This is a genomic window from Spirillospora sp. NPDC047418, from assembly GCF_040643275.1.
GTDB lineage: Bacteria > Actinomycetota > Actinomycetes > Streptosporangiales > Streptosporangiaceae > Spirillospora.
This window is the reverse complement of the sequence record NZ_JBEYTW010000104.1, coordinates 15,349-30,901: the sequence shown is the minus strand read 5'-3', so window position 1 is coordinate 30,901 and position 15,553 is coordinate 15,349. Positions and strand designations below refer to the sequence as shown.

Sequence of the window (15,553 nt, the reverse complement as noted above, 5' to 3'; positions counted from 1 at the left end):
TCAGATCAACGGCTTGACGAACCGCCGGATGCGGGCCCGCATGTCCGGTGGTGTGAGAGGAGGGCCGGGCGACCCGGCCCTCCTACTCGATTCCGCAACGGGAATGCAGCACGGGAAAGCCATCAGCGGAAGACAACGAAACTAGCACTGTCCAAACGGCCACCCGCCGGACGGTAGTTCCCCGCTCGGATCGACCGACACGGGAATCGACCTGGCTCGCATCTGCGGCTGGAGTATCAGAGGGCGGCCCGGCGGCGCGGTCGATGCGGAGCAGAAACCGGCGCCGGACGTGTCCAGGATCTGGCAGGACCTGGTCCGTTACTTGGTGAGACAGGGGACCGGGCGACCATCACGGGTCACCCGATATGACCAGCACCAACGAGCAGCACCCGACACCCGCCAGTGCCGCGCGGCAGCTCCTGCCGCTCACCGTCTGGCTCTGCCCGGACGACACCGCCGACCAGCCCACCCACGACGCTCAGGACTGCCGGGGCCCCGCCCACCGAGCACCACGCACCCGGACCTGTGAACGGCACCTGGGCACCATCAGCTCCGGGCTCGCGCGCCACCTCATCGCCACCACCACCGGTGAAGGCGAGGTGATCGCCGAGGCGTTCACCACCAACTCCGCCGTCCTGCGCGCGGCGGCCGGACTCGACCGGCGCGCGGTCGGGTGCGTCCCGCACTTCCCTCTCGCCCAGCACATCGGCGCGCGACTGCGTGCCCACCTGCCGCACGACCACCTCGGCCGAGTCGCGATGCGGCCCTGCCGCGCCGACCAGATGCATCGCGGGATCGCCGACCACTCCGGACATGTCGCGCTGGTCATCGCGGCCCCGCCCACGGTCGGCAGCCGTACCGCCGAGTCGAAGCCGAGACGGGCGCGGGGAGCCTGTCCGGCGTGCCTGTCGGACGTCCTGACCGGCAGCGCCTTTCACGCCCAGGCGTTCCTGTCGGCCGCCTACCGGGTCCTGCGGCCCGGGGGCCACCTTGCCGTTGTGACCACCGCGCGGCACCACAACGGGCACCTCATCGATCCAGCGCCGGGGATCATCCGCGAGGCCCGCAAGGCAGGGTTCCGCTACAGCCAGCACATCATCGCCGTCCGCGTCCCCGTCGAGGGCGACACCCTTCTCATCCAGGCGGACCCCGGCAGCCTCGGGCAGCTCCGCGACATCCGCTCCCGGGCTCTGCCACCGGCGGCCCGAGTCCACGCCGACGTCTGCATCCTCACTCGACCGGGCAACAGCGGTCAGGAAGGCGACCGATGAAGACGAGCTCTCACACCGAGACCCGCAAGCTCGCGTCCGTGCTGCTCACCGGGCAGCAGCCCTCACGCCTCCAGCGCAAGGGCCGCTACACGCCCGAGTCGATGACGCACCCGGCCAAGATGCTTCCCGCGATCGCCGCCCAGGTCATCGCCACCTACACCGAGCCCGGCGACCTAGTGATCGACCCCATGTGCGGCATCGGAACCACCCTGGTCGAAGCCGTTCACCAGGGCCGTCACGCCACCGGCATGGAGTACGAAGCCCACTTCGCGCAAATGGCTGCAGGTAACCTCCGCCACGCCCGGACCCAAGGAGCCACCGGCAACGGACAGGTCGTCCACAGCGACGCCCGCAACATCGCCACCGCCCTCGCCGACCTCACCGGAACCGCCGCACTCGTGCTGACCTCCCCTCCATACGGAGCTACCACCCACGGGCAGGTATGCACCGGCCGAGACAACGGCGGCGGAAAGATCGACAAGGCCCACCACCGCTACTCCACCGACCGCCGCAACCTCGCCCACCGCCCGACCGCCGAACTCGTCGCCGGGTTCGGACAGATTCTCACCGGATGCGCGGCCCTCCTTCGCCCCGGCGGAATCATCGCGGTCACCGTCCGCCCCTTCCGCCTCGCCGGCGAACTCGTCGACCTACCGGGCCAGGTCATCACCACCGCCGAAGACAACGGCCTGGCCCTGGCTGACCGGTTCGCCGCCCTGCTGTGCGGACTCCGCGACGGGCAGATCGTCACCCGCGCTTCGTTCTTCCAGATGATCGAATCCCGCCGCCTCCGCGAACACGGCATCCCCGCCATGGCCACCGCCCATGAGGACCTACTGCTGTTCCAGGTGCGCACGGAACTGCGTCCCGGAGGCGGTTGGTGAAGCTCCATCGTGGTTCCGGTGAGCAACCCGGCTGCTCGCCGAGCATGTGGTCGCCGCGCAGCCCCACGGGCTTGACGGGGCTTGACCTTGCCCAACGAGGTCGGGCTGGATCGACCGGCCGATTCCGGTTCGGCAGCGCCACCGGAACGGGCGGGGCCGTCACTCGATGAGCACCCCGGACAAGAGAAAACGACGGATCCGGGTCTCGACGCCGGACGAGCCACCACGGCTCACACCGGACGCGGCTCATGTCCTGCTGCGGATAGTGCTCAACGCACGCTCCCGCCCAGGCCCGGACTCCAAGCGCCAACAGGAGAACAACAAATGACAGTGTCGAATGTGCCGCTGCCGCAGGCGGCCGTTCAGCAGCAGGGGTTGAGGTTCGCCTTCTACGGGCGGGTCTCGACCGAGGACAACCAAGACCCAGCCGCATCACGTGCCTGGCAACTCCGCCGCGCGACGGGCCTCGTCGAGCCCAAGCACGGCACGATCGTCGCCGAGTACTTCGACATCGACAAGTCCCGCTCGATCCCATGGGCCCGCCGCCCACAAGCCTCCGCGCTGATCGAAGCGCTCAAAAACCCGGCCCGCGACTTCGACGCGGTCGTCGTGGGCGAGCCGCACCGGGCCTTCTACGGCAACCAGTACTCGCTCACGTTCCCGCTGTTCGAGCACTTCAAGGTGCCGCTATGGGTGCCCGAGGTCGGGGGCGCGATCGACCCGGCCAACGAAGCCCACGACATGATCATGGGCGTCTTCGGTGGCCTGTCCAAGGGCGAGCGCAACCGGATCAAGATCCGAGTCCGGTCAGCGATGGCCGCGATCACCGCGACCGAAGGCCGTTACCTGGGCGGACGCCCGCCCTACGGGTACGAGTTGATCGACGCCGGACCGCACCCCAACCCGGCCAAGGCCGCAGACGGCAAACGTCTCCGCCGCCTCGTCCCTCACCCGGCCTACTCGCTGGTCGTGAAGTGGATCTTCGCCCAGTTCATCGGCGGGCGGGGCATCTTCGACATCGCCGAGGAACTCACCCGTGAAGGCGTCCCGTCCCCGTCTGCGGCCGACCCGACCCGCAACCAGCACAGGGTCCAGGTGGCCTGGTCGAAGTCGGCCGTGCGGGTCATCATCACCAACCCGCGCTACACCGGCCGCCAGGTCTGGAACAAGCAACGCAAGGATGAGGTCCTGCTCGACGTCGACGACGTCGCCCTCGGTCACACCACCAAGCTGCGCTGGAACGACCGTACGCAGTGGGTCTGGTCCGAGCAACAAGCCCACGAACCGCTCGTGTCGGTCGAGGACTTCGAACGTGCCCAAGCCATCCTGGCCTCACGCGGGCACGGGCCCGCGACGCACAAGCCGCACCGGACCCGGCGCCCCTACGCGTTCCGCGGCTGTTTGCACTGCGGATACTGCGAACGCAAGATGCAGGGCAACTGGAACAACGACCAGGCGTACTACCGGTGTCGGTTCCCGGCCGAGTACGCGCTCGCCAACAAGGTCGTCCACCCCAAGGTCGTCTACCTGCGCGAGGCCGAGATCATCGAGGACATCGACACCTGGCTCGTCACCGCGTTCTCACCGGCTCGGATCAAGGCCACGATCGAGGCCATGGCTGCGCAGGTCAGCGGTACCGAGAACACGGCCGTGACCCACCTTCGCAAGCAGCTCGCCACGTGCCACCAGCAGCTGAACCAGTACCGCGCCGCGCTCAACGCGGGCGCCGACGCCGCCCAGGTCGCGAAATGGATCAACGAGACGGAACAGGAACGCGCCCGGCTGGAAGGCGAGCTGAACGCCGTCCCAGCAGACCAGGCGATCAGCAGCGACGGGCTCGCGGAGCTACTGCACCAGACCGGCGAACTCGCTAACGCGGTCGTCCGCGCGCACCCGGATGACAAGGCGGATCTCTACGCGAAGCTGGGGCTGACGATGACGTACTACCCCCAGAAACAGCTTGTGGAAGCCAAGGTGGTCCCGGCTTCCACATGTGCAAATGGTTTGTGTCCGAGGGGGGACTTGAACCCCCATGCCCCGTAAAGGGCACTAGCACCTCAAGCTAGCGCGTCTGCCTATTCCGCCACCCGGACCTGGTCGCAGGCCGCAGCGCGGCTGCGGCGGGCTTCACTGTACCAAAGGAGAGGAGTCGCGGCGAAGTCGATCGCCGGGCACCATGGGACGGTACGTGAGAGGCGAGGTGATCACTGTGGTTCGGCAGCCGACCGCTGAGGACGAGGTCGTCCGGCTCTGCCAGGAGCTCATCCGGATCGACACCAGCAACCCCGGCGATCATTCGGGGCCGGGGGAGCGGGGCGCGGCGGAGTACGTCGCGGAGAAGCTCGACGAAGTCGGGCTGGAGTCGCGGATCTTCGAGTCGCATCCGGGGCGGGCGAGTCTCGTCGCGCGGATCGAGGGCGAGGATTCGGGACGGGACGCGCTGCTGCTGCACGGGCATCTCGATGTCGTGCCGGCGCGCAAGGAGGACTGGACGCGGGATCCGTTCGGGGGCGAGATCGCGGACGGGTGCGTCTGGGGCCGCGGCGCCGTCGACATGAAGGACATGGACGCGATGATCCTCGCGGTCGTGCGGCAGCGGCTGCGGGAGGGGCGCAAGCCGCCGCGGGACGTCGTGCTCGCGTTCCTGGCCGATGAGGAGGCCGGGGGCAAGTGGGGTGCGCAGTGGCTGGTGGAGGAGCATCCCGAGCTGTTCGAGGGGTGCACCGAGGCCGTGGGGGAGGTCGGCGGGTTCAGCCTGACCGTGCCCGGTGACCGGCGCATGTACTTGATCGAGACGGCGGAGAAGGGCATCGCGTGGATGAACCTGACCGCCCGGGGGACGGCCGGGCACGGGTCGATGGTGCATCCGGACAACGCGGTCACCGCTCTGGCGGGGGCGGTGGAGAGGTTGGGGTCGCACGAGTTCCCGGTGCGGCTGACGAAGTCGGTGCGGGCGTTCCTGGAGCGGGCCTGCATGGCGTACGGGGTGGAATTCGATCCGGAACATCCCGAAAAGTGCCTTGCCGAGATCGGGCCGCTGGCGCGGATGATCGGGGCGACGCTCCGCAATACGCTCAATCCGACGCGGCTGGACGCCGGGTACAAGACGAATGTGATCCCGCAGAGCGCCACGGCTCAGGTGGATGGACGGTTTCTGCCCGGATATGAGGAGGAGTTCTTCGCAGTCGTGGACGAACTTCTCGGTCCGGACGTCCAGCGTGATTTCGTCCACCACGACCAGGCGCTCGAGACGGACTACGAGGGGGCGCTCGTCGCGGCGATGGAGGCCGCGCTGACCTCGGAGGATCCCGGCGCCCTGCCGGTGCCGTACTGCCTGAGCGGCGGGACGGACGCCAAGTCGTTCGCGCGGCTCGGAATGCGCTGCTTCGGCTTCGCGCCCCTGCAATTGCCCCCAGAGTTGGACTTTTCCGGAATGTTCCATGGGGTCGACGAGCGCGTTCCGGTGGACGGGCTGCGCTTCGGCGTCAGAGTCCTCGACAAATTCCTCGACCGCTCCTGAATTTGCCCTCTCCAATGCGCTCCGTGGTGCTACCGTTACCTTTCGTTGAGGACGGTTCGGTCGCAGCGGAGGGTGTTCGGTGGCAGGCGGCGCGGCACAGATCCGGATGGTCCCCGTCCGGCCGCGTCGCGTCGCCGCCGGGCGGGCCGTCCAGCGGATGCTCGTCCTCGGCGGGCTGCTGATCGCGGGCTGGCTCCTCGGGTGCGCGGCGCAGTCCGCGCACGCCGACGAGCTTCCGCCGCCGGCGGCCGATGTCGTGGCGCAGGCCCCCGTGGTGGGGCATGCGGTCACGGCCGTCCATGAACGTGAGCCGGTGCGCCGGGTGGTGCGCGCCGTCGTGGCGAAAGCGCCCCGAACGGTGACGCCGGAGCCCGCGACGCAGCCGGTGCAGGGGGACGTATCGGTCCTACCGGTGGCCGGGCACCCGGACGGGGTATCGAAGGTCGTGTCCGCCGCCCCGGCATCGCAGGTGCAGCGGCGGCCTCATGACCGCGGTGCGCCCACGGTTTCCCAGGTTTCCCGGACGCGGCCGTCCCTCGGGCATGTGACGCACCACGCCGTCCGGCACCCCGCCGTGCCCGCGCCTCAGCAGCACGGTGATCACTCGGCCGCCGGCGGTCTCGCCATCGGCGGCCTCACCGCCGGGTTCCCCACCACCGGCAACTGGGCTCCGGCCCCGCCGCGCGCGTCGGTCGCGCACGTCGTCGGCGCGATCCCCCCGGCCGTCCGCGCCGCCGCGGACGAGCCGTCCTTCGCGCCCGACTAGATCCCTTTCACAGACTCCGGACGCGTGCCCGTGCGGCTCGGGCGCGCGGCTCCGGCCACTCGCCGCGCCCTGCGGCGCGGCACCTCATCCCCCTGAGACCCACGGGACACGTGCGTCTCCACCACTCTCCCCGAAACGGAGCATCATGCGAACGCGGGCAAAAGGCATATCTCGTGCCGCGGTGTTCGCCGCGGGCTTTGTCGCCCTCGGCGTCACCGCCATCCCGTCCAACGCCTTCGCCGACGTGACGAGCGGCAACGGCGGCATCCTGAGCGGCAACCAGGTCGACGCGCCGATCTCGGCGCCGGTCGACGTGAGCGGCAACGCCGCCGCCCTGCTCGGGACCGGCAGCGCCACGTCCCACGGCGGCGCCACGGTCCACCAACGCGGCGGGAACGGCCAGCAGACCTCGGGTGCGCACGGCATCGCGTCCGGCAACCAGGTCGACGCGCCGATCTCGGTGCCGGTGAACGTCTGCGGCAACGCGGTCGGCGTCCTCGGGCACGCCGACGCGGGCTGCACCGGCGGCGCCAAGGCCACCGGCGGCGGCAAGAGCGGCCAGGTCACCGACGGGGCGCACGGCGTCATCGCCGGAAACCAGGTCAACGCGCCGATCTCCGTCCCGGTGGACGTGTGCGGCAACGCCGTCGCGATCGCCGGGGACGCGGTGGCCGGCTGCGAGGGCGGTTCCGTCGTCAAGCACGCCGGAAACACCGGGTCCGGGCAGCAGGCGTCCGGAATCTTCGGGGTCGGCTCCGGCAACCAGGGCAACCTTCCGATCAGCGTGCCTGTGGACGTGTGCGGCAACGCGGTCGGCAGCGGGGCGGCGTCCTGCGCGGGCGGCGCGTCCGTCCACGACGGCGGCCACGGCACGGTCCGCCAGACCACGGACGGCGCCGTCGGGATCATCGCCGGAAACCAGGTCAACGCCCCGATCAGCATCCCGGCGACCGTCTGCGGCAACGCGGCGGGAGTGGTCGGCCAGGCGTGGGCGTTCTGCGAGGGCGGCGCCCACGTGCACGGCCCGCACGACGGTTCCGGCACGCAGACGTCCGGTGGCACCGGCGTCGGCGGCGGCAACCAGGTGGACGCGCCGGTCCAGATCCCCGCCGAGGTCTGCGGCAACGCCGCCGCGATCGTCGGCACCGCCTCGGCCCTGTGCGAGGACGCCCCCGGCTACGGCGGCGACGACGGCTACGGCGATGACGACGGTTACGGCGGGTACTACCGGGCGACCGGCATCCCGATCTCGACCGCCTTCCCGGCCCTCCCCGGGGTGGCGACCGACCTGCCCACCACGCCCGGCGCCCTGCCGAGCCTGCCGCCGGCGAACGGGCGCAAGGCCCCCGGCAACGTCCTCACCACGGACGGCATCGCATCCGCGGCGAACGGCGTGCTCGCGAACAACACGCTGCCCGGAAGCGGGGCCCTCTCCTCTGTGCAGCCGGACGGCCTTGCCGCGACGGGGGACCTCGTCCGCACGGTCGGTCTGTCCAGGCTGGTGGGCCTGCCCATGGCGAACCACCGCGCGCAGGGCGGCCTGCCCGGCACCGACGACGTCGTGGCGCCGAACGCGCTCCCGAAGCTGGACGGCGACTCCGCCCTGAACGGCCGACGCGTCCCCGCGGACCTGTCCGCCGCGCACGGCATCCTCCCGGCGAACGCGCTGCCCCAGGGCCTGACCCTGAACGGCCTCTCCACCGCGGACACCGCCGGAACGAACGGGCTCCTCCCGGCCGCCGCTCCGCTGCCCGACCTGGCAACCCGCCGCGCGAAGGGTGGCCTCCCCGGCGCCGACGGCCTGGTCCCCACGAACACGCTGCCCGAGCTGGACGGCGCGTCCACGCTGGACGGCCGGCGCGTGCGCGACGGCCTGCCCGGTGTCGGCGGCCTGGTTCCGGCGAACGCGGTGCCGGGGCTGGACGGCCGGCGTGTGCACGACGGGCTGCCCGGTGTCGGTGGGCTCGTTCCGGCGGGACTGCTGCCGGGTGTCGGTGGGCTGGTTCCGGCGGGACTGGTGCCCGGGGCCGGGGGGCCGGTGCGCGGTGCGGGTGTGGCGCGGCAGGGCGGGGCGCCCGTCGCGGTCTCGGTGCTCGACGCGCGGGCGCTGCCGGGCGGTGGCGTCGTGCGGAGGCCGATCGGGCTGCGGGCCGTCGACGCGCTGCGGTCACCCGCCCGCGCCGTGGTGCCCGCCACGCCGGTCGCGGGGCACGAGATCGTCCCGGTGACGGGCGAGATCGGGCCGGTGCGGAACGTCGCGGCCCGGGAGACGGTCTCGGACGGGGCCGGGTCGCTGTGGGCGTTCGCCGCGAGCGGGGTGCTGGGTGTGCTGGCCGGGGCGCTGACGCTGGCGCGTCGGGTCCGGCTGGACGGGCGCCGCTGAGCGGGGGCGCCCGGTAGATCTTCGCCCGTCCCGGAGGCGCGGTCCGGGGCGGGCGAAGCCGTGCCACGGTAGGTCGGAAGCCGTGCCACGGTACGTCAGGGGGGTGCTACGCTCCGCCCCGGAACGGTCAGAACGTGCGGACGGCGCGGATGACCTTGCGGCGGAGTTGAATACGGCGGCGCCCGTCCGGGTAGAGGCGCAACCGATCGATCTCCCAGCCGTCGCGTTCCGCGTGCTCGGTCAGGATCTGCCGGGCGGTATCGCGCGTGGTACCGCGGGGCAGTGACAGGACGAGGTAGGTGTACTCCGCCATTGCGACCATTATTACCTGGTCTACCGTGCGTACGGCACCCTACGGTGGCGTCCCGGTCCGCGCGGCGCCCGGCGGCATGTCATCCTGTCTGGGGCGCGGGGCGGTGAGAATCCCGTCTTCCGATGGGCGGCATGAGGGTCGAGGTGTGCGCGGGTATGAACGCGCCGTCCTGCGGCGTTGTACGAAGCCGGTAAGAAAGAGCCTGTGTAAGAGGATCGAGACAGCGAGGTTGGAGCGACTGTGCCAGCCAAGAACGGCACCGCGAAGGGCAACGGCGCGGGTACGCGCCTGGTGATCGTCGAGTCGCCCGCGAAGGCGAAGACGATCGCGGGGTACCTGGGCCGCGGCTACATCGTGGAGTCCAGTATCGGCCACATCCGGGACCTCCCGGGGAGCGCCTCCGAGGTGCCGGCCAAGTACAAGGGCGAGCCGTGGGCGAAGCTCGGCGTGAACGTCGAGCGCGAGTTCGAGCCCCTCTACGTGGTCAACACCGACAAGCGGCAGCAGGTCCAGAAGCTGAAGAAGCTGCTGGCCGAGGCCGACGAGCTGTTTCTCGCGACGGACGAGGACCGCGAGGGCGAGGCGATCGCCTGGCACCTCCAGGAGGTCCTGAAGCCGAAGGTCCCCGTGCACCGGATGGTCTTCAACGAGATCACCAAGGACGCGATCCAGCGCGCCGCCGCGAATCCCCGCGAGCTGAACATGCCGCTGGTGAACGCGCAGGAGACGCGCCGCGTCCTGGACCGCCTCTACGGGTACGAGGTCAGCCCCGTCCTGTGGAAGAAGGTCATGCCGAAGCTGTCGGCGGGCCGCGTCCAGTCGGTGGCGACGCGGCTGGTCGTCGAGCGTGAGCGGGAGCGGATCGCGTTCGTCCCCGCCCACTACTGGGACATCGCGGGCCAGTTCGACACCGGCAAGGAGGACGAGCCCAAGGTCTTCAAGGCCGGGCTGGTCAGCGTGGACGGCAAGCGCGTCGCGCAGGGCCGCGACTTCGCCTCCGACGGCACCCTGAAGACCAGGGACGCGCTGCACCTGGACGAGGAGGCCGCGCGGGCCCTGGCCGAGCGGCTGCGCGGCCGCCCGTACGAGGTCAAGTCGGTCGAGCCGAAGCCGTACACGCGGCGCCCGTACCCTCCCTTTCGGACGACGACCCTCCAGCAGGAGGCCAGCCGCAAGCTGAACTTCTCCGCGAAGTACACGATGTCGGTCGCGCAGAAGCTGTACGAGAACGGCTTCATCACCTACATGCGCACCGACTCGATCACGCTGTCGGAGACGGCGATCACGGCGGCGCGCCGGCAGGCGGCGGCGCTGTTCGGCGGCCAGTACGTCCCGGACAAGCCGCGCGTCTACGCGTCCAAGGTCAAGAACGCGCAGGAGGCGCACGAGGCGATCCGCCCGGCGGGCGACACCTTCCGCACCCCGGCGGAGACGGGGCTGAGCGGCGACCAGTTCCGGCTGTACGAGCTGATCTGGAAGCGGACGATCGCGTCCCAGATGAAGGACGCGCTCGGCCAGTCGGTGTCGATCCGGGTGACCGGGCTGTCGACGCGGAACGAGCGCGCCGAGTTCGGTGCGACCGGGAAGACGATCACGTTCTACGGGTTCCTGAAGGCGTACGTGGAGAGCGCCGACGACCCGTCCACCGACCGTGACGACCAGGAGCGGCGGCTGCCGAACCTGGCCGAGGGCGACCCGCTGACCGCGAACGCGGTGGACGCCGAGGGCCACTCCACCCGCCCGCCGGCCCGCTACACCGAGGCCAGCCTGGTCAAGGAGCTGGAGGAGCGGGAGATCGGGCGGCCGTCGACGTACGCCTCGATCATCGGGACGATCCTGGCCCGCGAGTACGTGTTCAAGAAGGGCACGGCGCTCGTCCCGTCGTTCCTGGCGTTCGCCGTGACGAACCTGCTGGAGCAGCACTTCGGCAACCTGGTCGACTACGACTTCACCGCCCACATGGAGGACGGTCTCGACGAGATCGCGCGCGGCGACGCCGAGCGCGTCCCGTGGCTGAACCGGTTCTACTACGGCGACAACGGCGAGGAGGGCCTGCGGGAGCTCGTCGGCGACATCAGCGACATCGACGCCAAGGGCATCAGCTCGTTCCCGATCAAGGGCACCGACATCGTGGTGCGGGTCGGGCGGTACGGCTCCTACCTCGACCGGGACGGCGAGCGCGTCAACATCCCCGACGACATCGCGCCGGACGAGCTGACCGGGGAGAAGGCGGAGGAGCTGCTCGCGCAGCCGTCCGGCGACCGGGAGCTCGGCACCGACCCGGCGACGGGGCACGTGATCGTCGCGAAGTCGGGGCGGTTCGGGCCCTACGTGACCGAGATCCTGCCCGAGGCGCCGCCGCCCGCCGAGGGGAAGAAGCGGACGAAGAAGGCCGACGCCGCCAAGCCGCGCACCGGTTCGCTGTTCAAGTCGATGTCGCTCGACACGATCACGCTGGACGACGCGCTGAAGCTGCTGTCGCTGCCGCGCACGCTCGGTGAGCTGGACGGCGAGCCCGTGACCGCGCAGAACGGCCGGTTCGGCCCCTACATCAAGCGGGGCACCGACAGCCGTTCGCTCGGCTCCGAGGACGAGCTGTTCACGGTCACGCTCGACCAGGCGAAGGAGCTGTTCGCGCAGCCCAAGCAGCGCGGCCGGCGGGCCGCGGCCGCCGCGCCGCTGCGCGAGCTGGGCAAGGACCCGGCGAGCGAGAAGCCGGTGGTGGTGAAGGAGGGCAGGTTCGGCCCGTACGTCACCGACGGCGAGACGAACGCGAGCCTGCGCAAGGGCGACGAGGTCGAGTCGATCACGATCCAGCGGGCCGCGGAGCTCCTCGCGGAGCGCCGCGAGAAGGTGGCCGCGGGTGGCGGGAAGAAGAAGACGACGACCCGGGGCCGAACCTCCGCGAAGTCCGGCTCCTAGGGACATCTACGCCGATACCCTGACCGACATGACCAGAACGGGCGCACCTCGGCCGCACCCCGCAGCGTCACAGCCGCCGGGCGTTTCGTCACCTCCGCCGCCGACGCCGCGCGGGCCGTTCCGGCGGCTCCGGACCGCGCTGTCGCTCGCGGGCCTCGCGCAGTGGCTCAGTGTCCCCGCACTGACCGCGATGGTCGCGATGCTGACCCGCGACGACGACGTGGCCGCGCGGGCGCAGGCGGTCGGCGGCACGCTGGCGCTGATGCTGCTGCCCGCGGTGCTGCTCGCACCGCTCGCCGGCCCGCTCGCCGCGCGCGTCGACCGCCGCCTCATGCTGCTGATCACGGACGTGCTGCGGCTGGTGATCGTCGTCACGGTGCCGCTCGTGGACCTGCTCGCCTGGACGCTCGCCGCCGCGTTCCTGGTCTCCTGCCTGAGCCTGCTCTGGGCGGCGGCGGCGCGCGCGTCGCTGCGCGCCCTGACCCCGGACGAGGAGCCGCGCGCCGCCCGCACCGCGTCCCGCGCGGTCTTCGGCCCGGCCCCGGCCGCCGCCGTGCTGTTCGCGGTCCTCGCCCTGATCGCCGACGGGACGCTCGGCCGCGGCTCCCGCGCCGACCTCGCCCTCTACGTGACGGCCGGGATCTTCGCCGTGTCCGCCGCCGCCGTCGCGATGATCCGGGAGATCCCGGTCACGGCGGTGGTCCCGGTCCCGGCCCCGCTGAAGCTGCTGTTCCAGGGCCCGGGGACGGCCGCCGCGCGCGGCACCGGCGTCGCGATCGCCGCGGCGTCGCTCACGGCGGGCGCGGTCGTCGCCGTCGCCCGCGTCCATGCCGGTGAGCTCGGGGGCGGCGACGCGGGCTACGGGACCGTCCTCGCCGGGCTGGCGTTCGGGCTCGGCTCTGGGATGTTCCTCGGGCCGCGCGCCCTCGTCCCGTTCAGCCGCCGCCGGCTCCTCGGCCTCGCCGTGGTCGCCGCCGCGCTGGCGCTGGTCGTGCTCGCCCTCGTCCAGAACCTGGTCGTCGTCGTGTTCACGGCGGCGTTCCTCGGCGTGTTCGCGGGGGCCGCCTGGTCGACGGCCACCGCCGCGGTGACCGACCCGGACGCGCCCGAGGACGCCCGCCCGGTCGCCTACCTGCGCGCCGTCTCGCTCGTCACCGCGCTGGTCGCGCTCATCGCCGTCCCGCTGGTGGCCGGGGCGCTCGGCGCGCACCGGATCGAGCTGGGCGGCGGCGTCTACGACTTCGCCGGGTCCGGCGCCGCGCTGCTGATCGCGGCGGTCGTCGCGCTGGTGTGCGGGCTGCCCGCGTACCGGCGGCTGGACGACCGGCGCGGCATCCCGCTCGTCCCCGACCTGCGCGCCGCCCTGCACGGCGAGATCTACACGGTGCCGCAGGCCGCCGCGGAGGCGGCCCAGCAGCCCGTCCGCCGGGAGCGCGGCGTGTTCGTCGCGTTCGAGGGCGGCGAGGGCGCGGGCAAGACCACCCAGGCGCGGCTCGCCGCGATCTGGCTCCGCGACCACGGCTACGACGTCGTCACCACGCACGAGCCCGGCGCCACCAAGATCGGGATGCGGCTGCGGGCGATGCTACTCGACCGCGACACGACTGGGCTGTCCGACCGCGCCGAGACCCTGCTGTACGCGGCGGACCGCGCCGACCACATCGCCAACGTGATCCGGCCGGCGATGGAGCGCGGCGCGATCGTCGTCAGCGACCGGTACGTCGACTCGTCCCTCGCCTACCAGGGGTTCGGGCGGCAGCAGCCGGTCGAGGACATCGCCCGCGTCAACGCCTGGGCGACCGGCGGCCTCGTCCCGGACCTGACCGTCCTGCTGGAGATCCCGCCGGCGGCCGGGCTACGCCGGCTGCCCGCCCCCGCCGACCGGATCGAGTCCGAGCCGCAGGACTTCCACGAGCGCGTCCGCGCCGGGTTCCGCGCCCTCGCCGAGGCCGACCCGGACCGCTACCTCGTCCTGGACGCGAGCCGCCCGCAGAGCGAGCTGAGCCGGGAGATCCAGTACCGCATCCGCGAGATCCTCCCCGACCCGGTCCCGGCGGGGACCGAGGACGCCACGAGCACCTTCCCGGCCATCCGCGACTTCTGATCCGCCGATCCGCGTAGCCTCTACCCCATGAGCGTGTGGGACGACCTGGTCGGGCAGGGGCCCGTTGTCGAGCAGCTGTCGTCGGCCGCGGAGGGGACGAGCGGCCTGGCGCACGCGTGGCTGTTCACCGGGCCGCCGGGCGCCGGGCGGTCCGCGGCGGCGCGGGCGTTCGCGGCGGCGCTGCAGTGCCGGGAGACGCCGCGCGGGTGCGGGCACTGCGCGTCCTGCCACCAGATCTTCCAGGGCACGCACGCGGACGTGGAGGTCATCCGCCCGCAGGGCCTGTCGTACGGGGTCAAGGAGGCGCGGGCGCTGGTGCTGCGGGCGGCGTCGGCCCCGACCGGCGGACGCTGGCAGATCGTCCTGTTCGAGGACGCCGACCGGGCCACCGAGGGCGCGGCGAACGCGCTGCTGAAGGCGATCGAGGAGCCGCCCGCCCGGACGGTGTGGCTGCTGTGCACGCCGTCCCCGGACGACCTGCTGGTGACGATCAGGTCGCGGTGCCGCCTGGTGACCCTGCGCACGCCGCCCATCGACGCGGTCGCCGACGTCCTCGCGCTGCGCGACGGGGTGGACCGCGAGACCGCGGACGTCGTGGCGCGGGCCGCGCAGGGGCACATCAGCCGGGCGCGGCGGCTGGCGACCGACGCGCAGGCGCGGCGGCGGCGGGCCGAGGTGCTGGCGGTGCCGCGCCGGCTGACGGCGGTGAGCCCGGCCGTGGCCGCCGCGGACTCGCTCGTCGCGGCGGCGAAGGCGGAGGCGAAGGCGCAGACCGAGGAGCTGAACGAGTCGGAGACGTCGGCGCTGCGGCAGGCGCTGGGCGAGAGCGCGAAGGGTCGGATGCCGCGCGGCACGGCCGGTGCGCTGAAGGAGCTGGAGGCCAGGCAGAAGTCCCGCGCCACCCGGCTGGAGCGCGACTCGCTCGACCGGACGCTGCTCGACCTCGCGTCCTATTACCGGGACGTGCTGACGCTCCAGCTCGGGGCGGGCTCGGAACTGGTCAACGTCGACCTGGGGCCGGAGCTGCGGACGGCGGCGCGGCAGGGCCGTCCCGAGGACACGCTCCGGCGGCTGGACGCGATCATGGCGTGCCGGGAGCGGCTCGCGGCGAACGTCAATCCGCTGCTGGCCGTGGAGGCGCTCACGCTCGCGCTCCGCACCGGCTGATGGGCGCCCTTACAAGAGATCTACCTTTTCGTTATATAACCGTACGCAACTCTCAACTGCCGCACGCGTACCTTCGCCTGGTTTACCCCCACATCCCGGGTTAGCTCCCCACGGCCAGGAGGTCAGCTTTGCGGCGAGCCTTGATTTCCGCCGCGTGCGCCGTCGCCACCATGGCGGCGCTCGCGGTCCCAGCGTCAGCGGAACCGAAACCAGCGCAGGCGAA

At 71.9% G+C, this 15,553-nt stretch carries 10 protein-coding genes and 1 tRNA gene; 9 read left to right on the top strand and 2 right to left on the bottom strand.

Going from position 1 to position 15,553, the window contains the following annotated elements; all coding sequences use genetic code 11:
• Window positions 1–365: 365 nt before the first annotated feature.
• The 3 genes from ABZ806_RS38270 to ABZ806_RS38260 all read left to right on the top strand — a co-directional run bounded on the left by ABZ806_RS38270 (window position 366) and on the right by ABZ806_RS38260 (window position 4,198).
• Window positions 366–1,271 carry a hypothetical protein gene (locus tag ABZ806_RS38270; RefSeq protein WP_500223255.1) on the top strand — a complete coding sequence of 302 codons (906 nt, stop codon included), beginning with the start codon at window positions 366–368 and terminating at the stop codon, window positions 1,269–1,271.
• Window positions 1,268–2,155 carry a TRM11 family SAM-dependent methyltransferase gene (locus ABZ806_RS38265; protein ID WP_500223254.1) on the top strand — a complete coding sequence of 296 codons (888 nt, stop codon included), beginning with the start codon at window positions 1,268–1,270 and terminating at the stop codon, window positions 2,153–2,155. Before ABZ806_RS38270 ends, ABZ806_RS38265 begins: the two co-directional genes overlap by 4 nt.
• Window positions 2,156–2,479: 324 nt before the next feature.
• A complete protein-coding gene (locus ABZ806_RS38260; RefSeq protein WP_500223253.1) occupies window positions 2,480–4,198 on the top strand; it encodes a recombinase family protein in 1,719 nt (572 codons plus the stop codon).
• On the opposite strand, the gene ABZ806_RS38255 is transcribed toward ABZ806_RS38260, so the two are convergent.
• Window positions 4,163–4,248: transfer RNA gene (locus ABZ806_RS38255), tRNA-Leu, on the bottom strand. The two genes, ABZ806_RS38260 and ABZ806_RS38255, sit on opposite strands and share 36 nt — an antisense overlap.
• 107 nt (window positions 4,249–4,355) lie before the next feature.
• Here ABZ806_RS38255 and ABZ806_RS38250 point away from each other — a divergent pair.
• The 3 genes from ABZ806_RS38250 to ABZ806_RS38240 all read left to right on the top strand — a co-directional run bounded on the left by ABZ806_RS38250 (window position 4,356) and on the right by ABZ806_RS38240 (window position 8,824).
• Complete coding sequence (locus tag ABZ806_RS38250) at window positions 4,356–5,675, top strand: M20/M25/M40 family metallo-hydrolase (protein WP_500223252.1); 1,320 nt, start codon at window positions 4,356–4,358, stop codon at window positions 5,673–5,675.
• 79 nt (window positions 5,676–5,754) lie between these two features.
• The gene (locus tag ABZ806_RS38245) at window positions 5,755–6,441 is read left to right on the top strand and encodes a hypothetical protein (RefSeq protein ID WP_500223251.1); all 687 of its coding nucleotides are present in this window, start codon (window positions 5,755–5,757) and stop codon (window positions 6,439–6,441) included.
• Between the two features lie 145 nt (window positions 6,442–6,586).
• The gene (locus ABZ806_RS38240; protein WP_500223250.1) at window positions 6,587–8,824 is read left to right on the top strand and encodes a chaplin family protein; all 2,238 of its coding nucleotides are present in this window, start codon (window positions 6,587–6,589) and stop codon (window positions 8,822–8,824) included.
• Between the two features lie 127 nt (window positions 8,825–8,951).
• Here ABZ806_RS38240 and ABZ806_RS38235 read toward each other — a convergent pair whose 3' ends face one another.
• On the bottom strand, window positions 8,952–9,137 hold the full coding sequence (locus ABZ806_RS38235) for a DUF5703 family protein (protein WP_500223249.1): 186 nt from the start codon (window positions 9,135–9,137) through the stop codon (window positions 8,952–8,954).
• Between the two features lie 240 nt (window positions 9,138–9,377).
• On the opposite strand from ABZ806_RS38235, the gene topA reads away from it, so the two are divergent.
• From topA to ABZ806_RS38220, 3 genes are read left to right on the top strand one after another with little or no spacing between them, the layout of a single operon-like run.
• A complete protein-coding gene (gene topA / locus ABZ806_RS38230) occupies window positions 9,378–12,059 on the top strand; it encodes a type I DNA topoisomerase (protein ID WP_500223248.1) in 2,682 nt (893 codons plus the stop codon).
• Between the two features lie 28 nt (window positions 12,060–12,087).
• Window positions 12,088–14,163 (top strand): dTMP kinase, encoded by a 2,076-nt coding sequence (gene tmk / locus ABZ806_RS38225; protein ID WP_500223247.1) that lies wholly within the window; start codon window positions 12,088–12,090, stop codon window positions 14,161–14,163.
• A 27-nt stretch (window positions 14,164–14,190) separates the two neighbouring features.
• Window positions 14,191–15,330 carry a DNA polymerase III subunit delta' gene (locus ABZ806_RS38220; RefSeq protein WP_500223246.1) on the top strand — a complete coding sequence of 380 codons (1,140 nt, stop codon included), beginning with the start codon at window positions 14,191–14,193 and terminating at the stop codon, window positions 15,328–15,330.
• Window positions 15,331–15,553 lie beyond the last annotated feature (223 nt).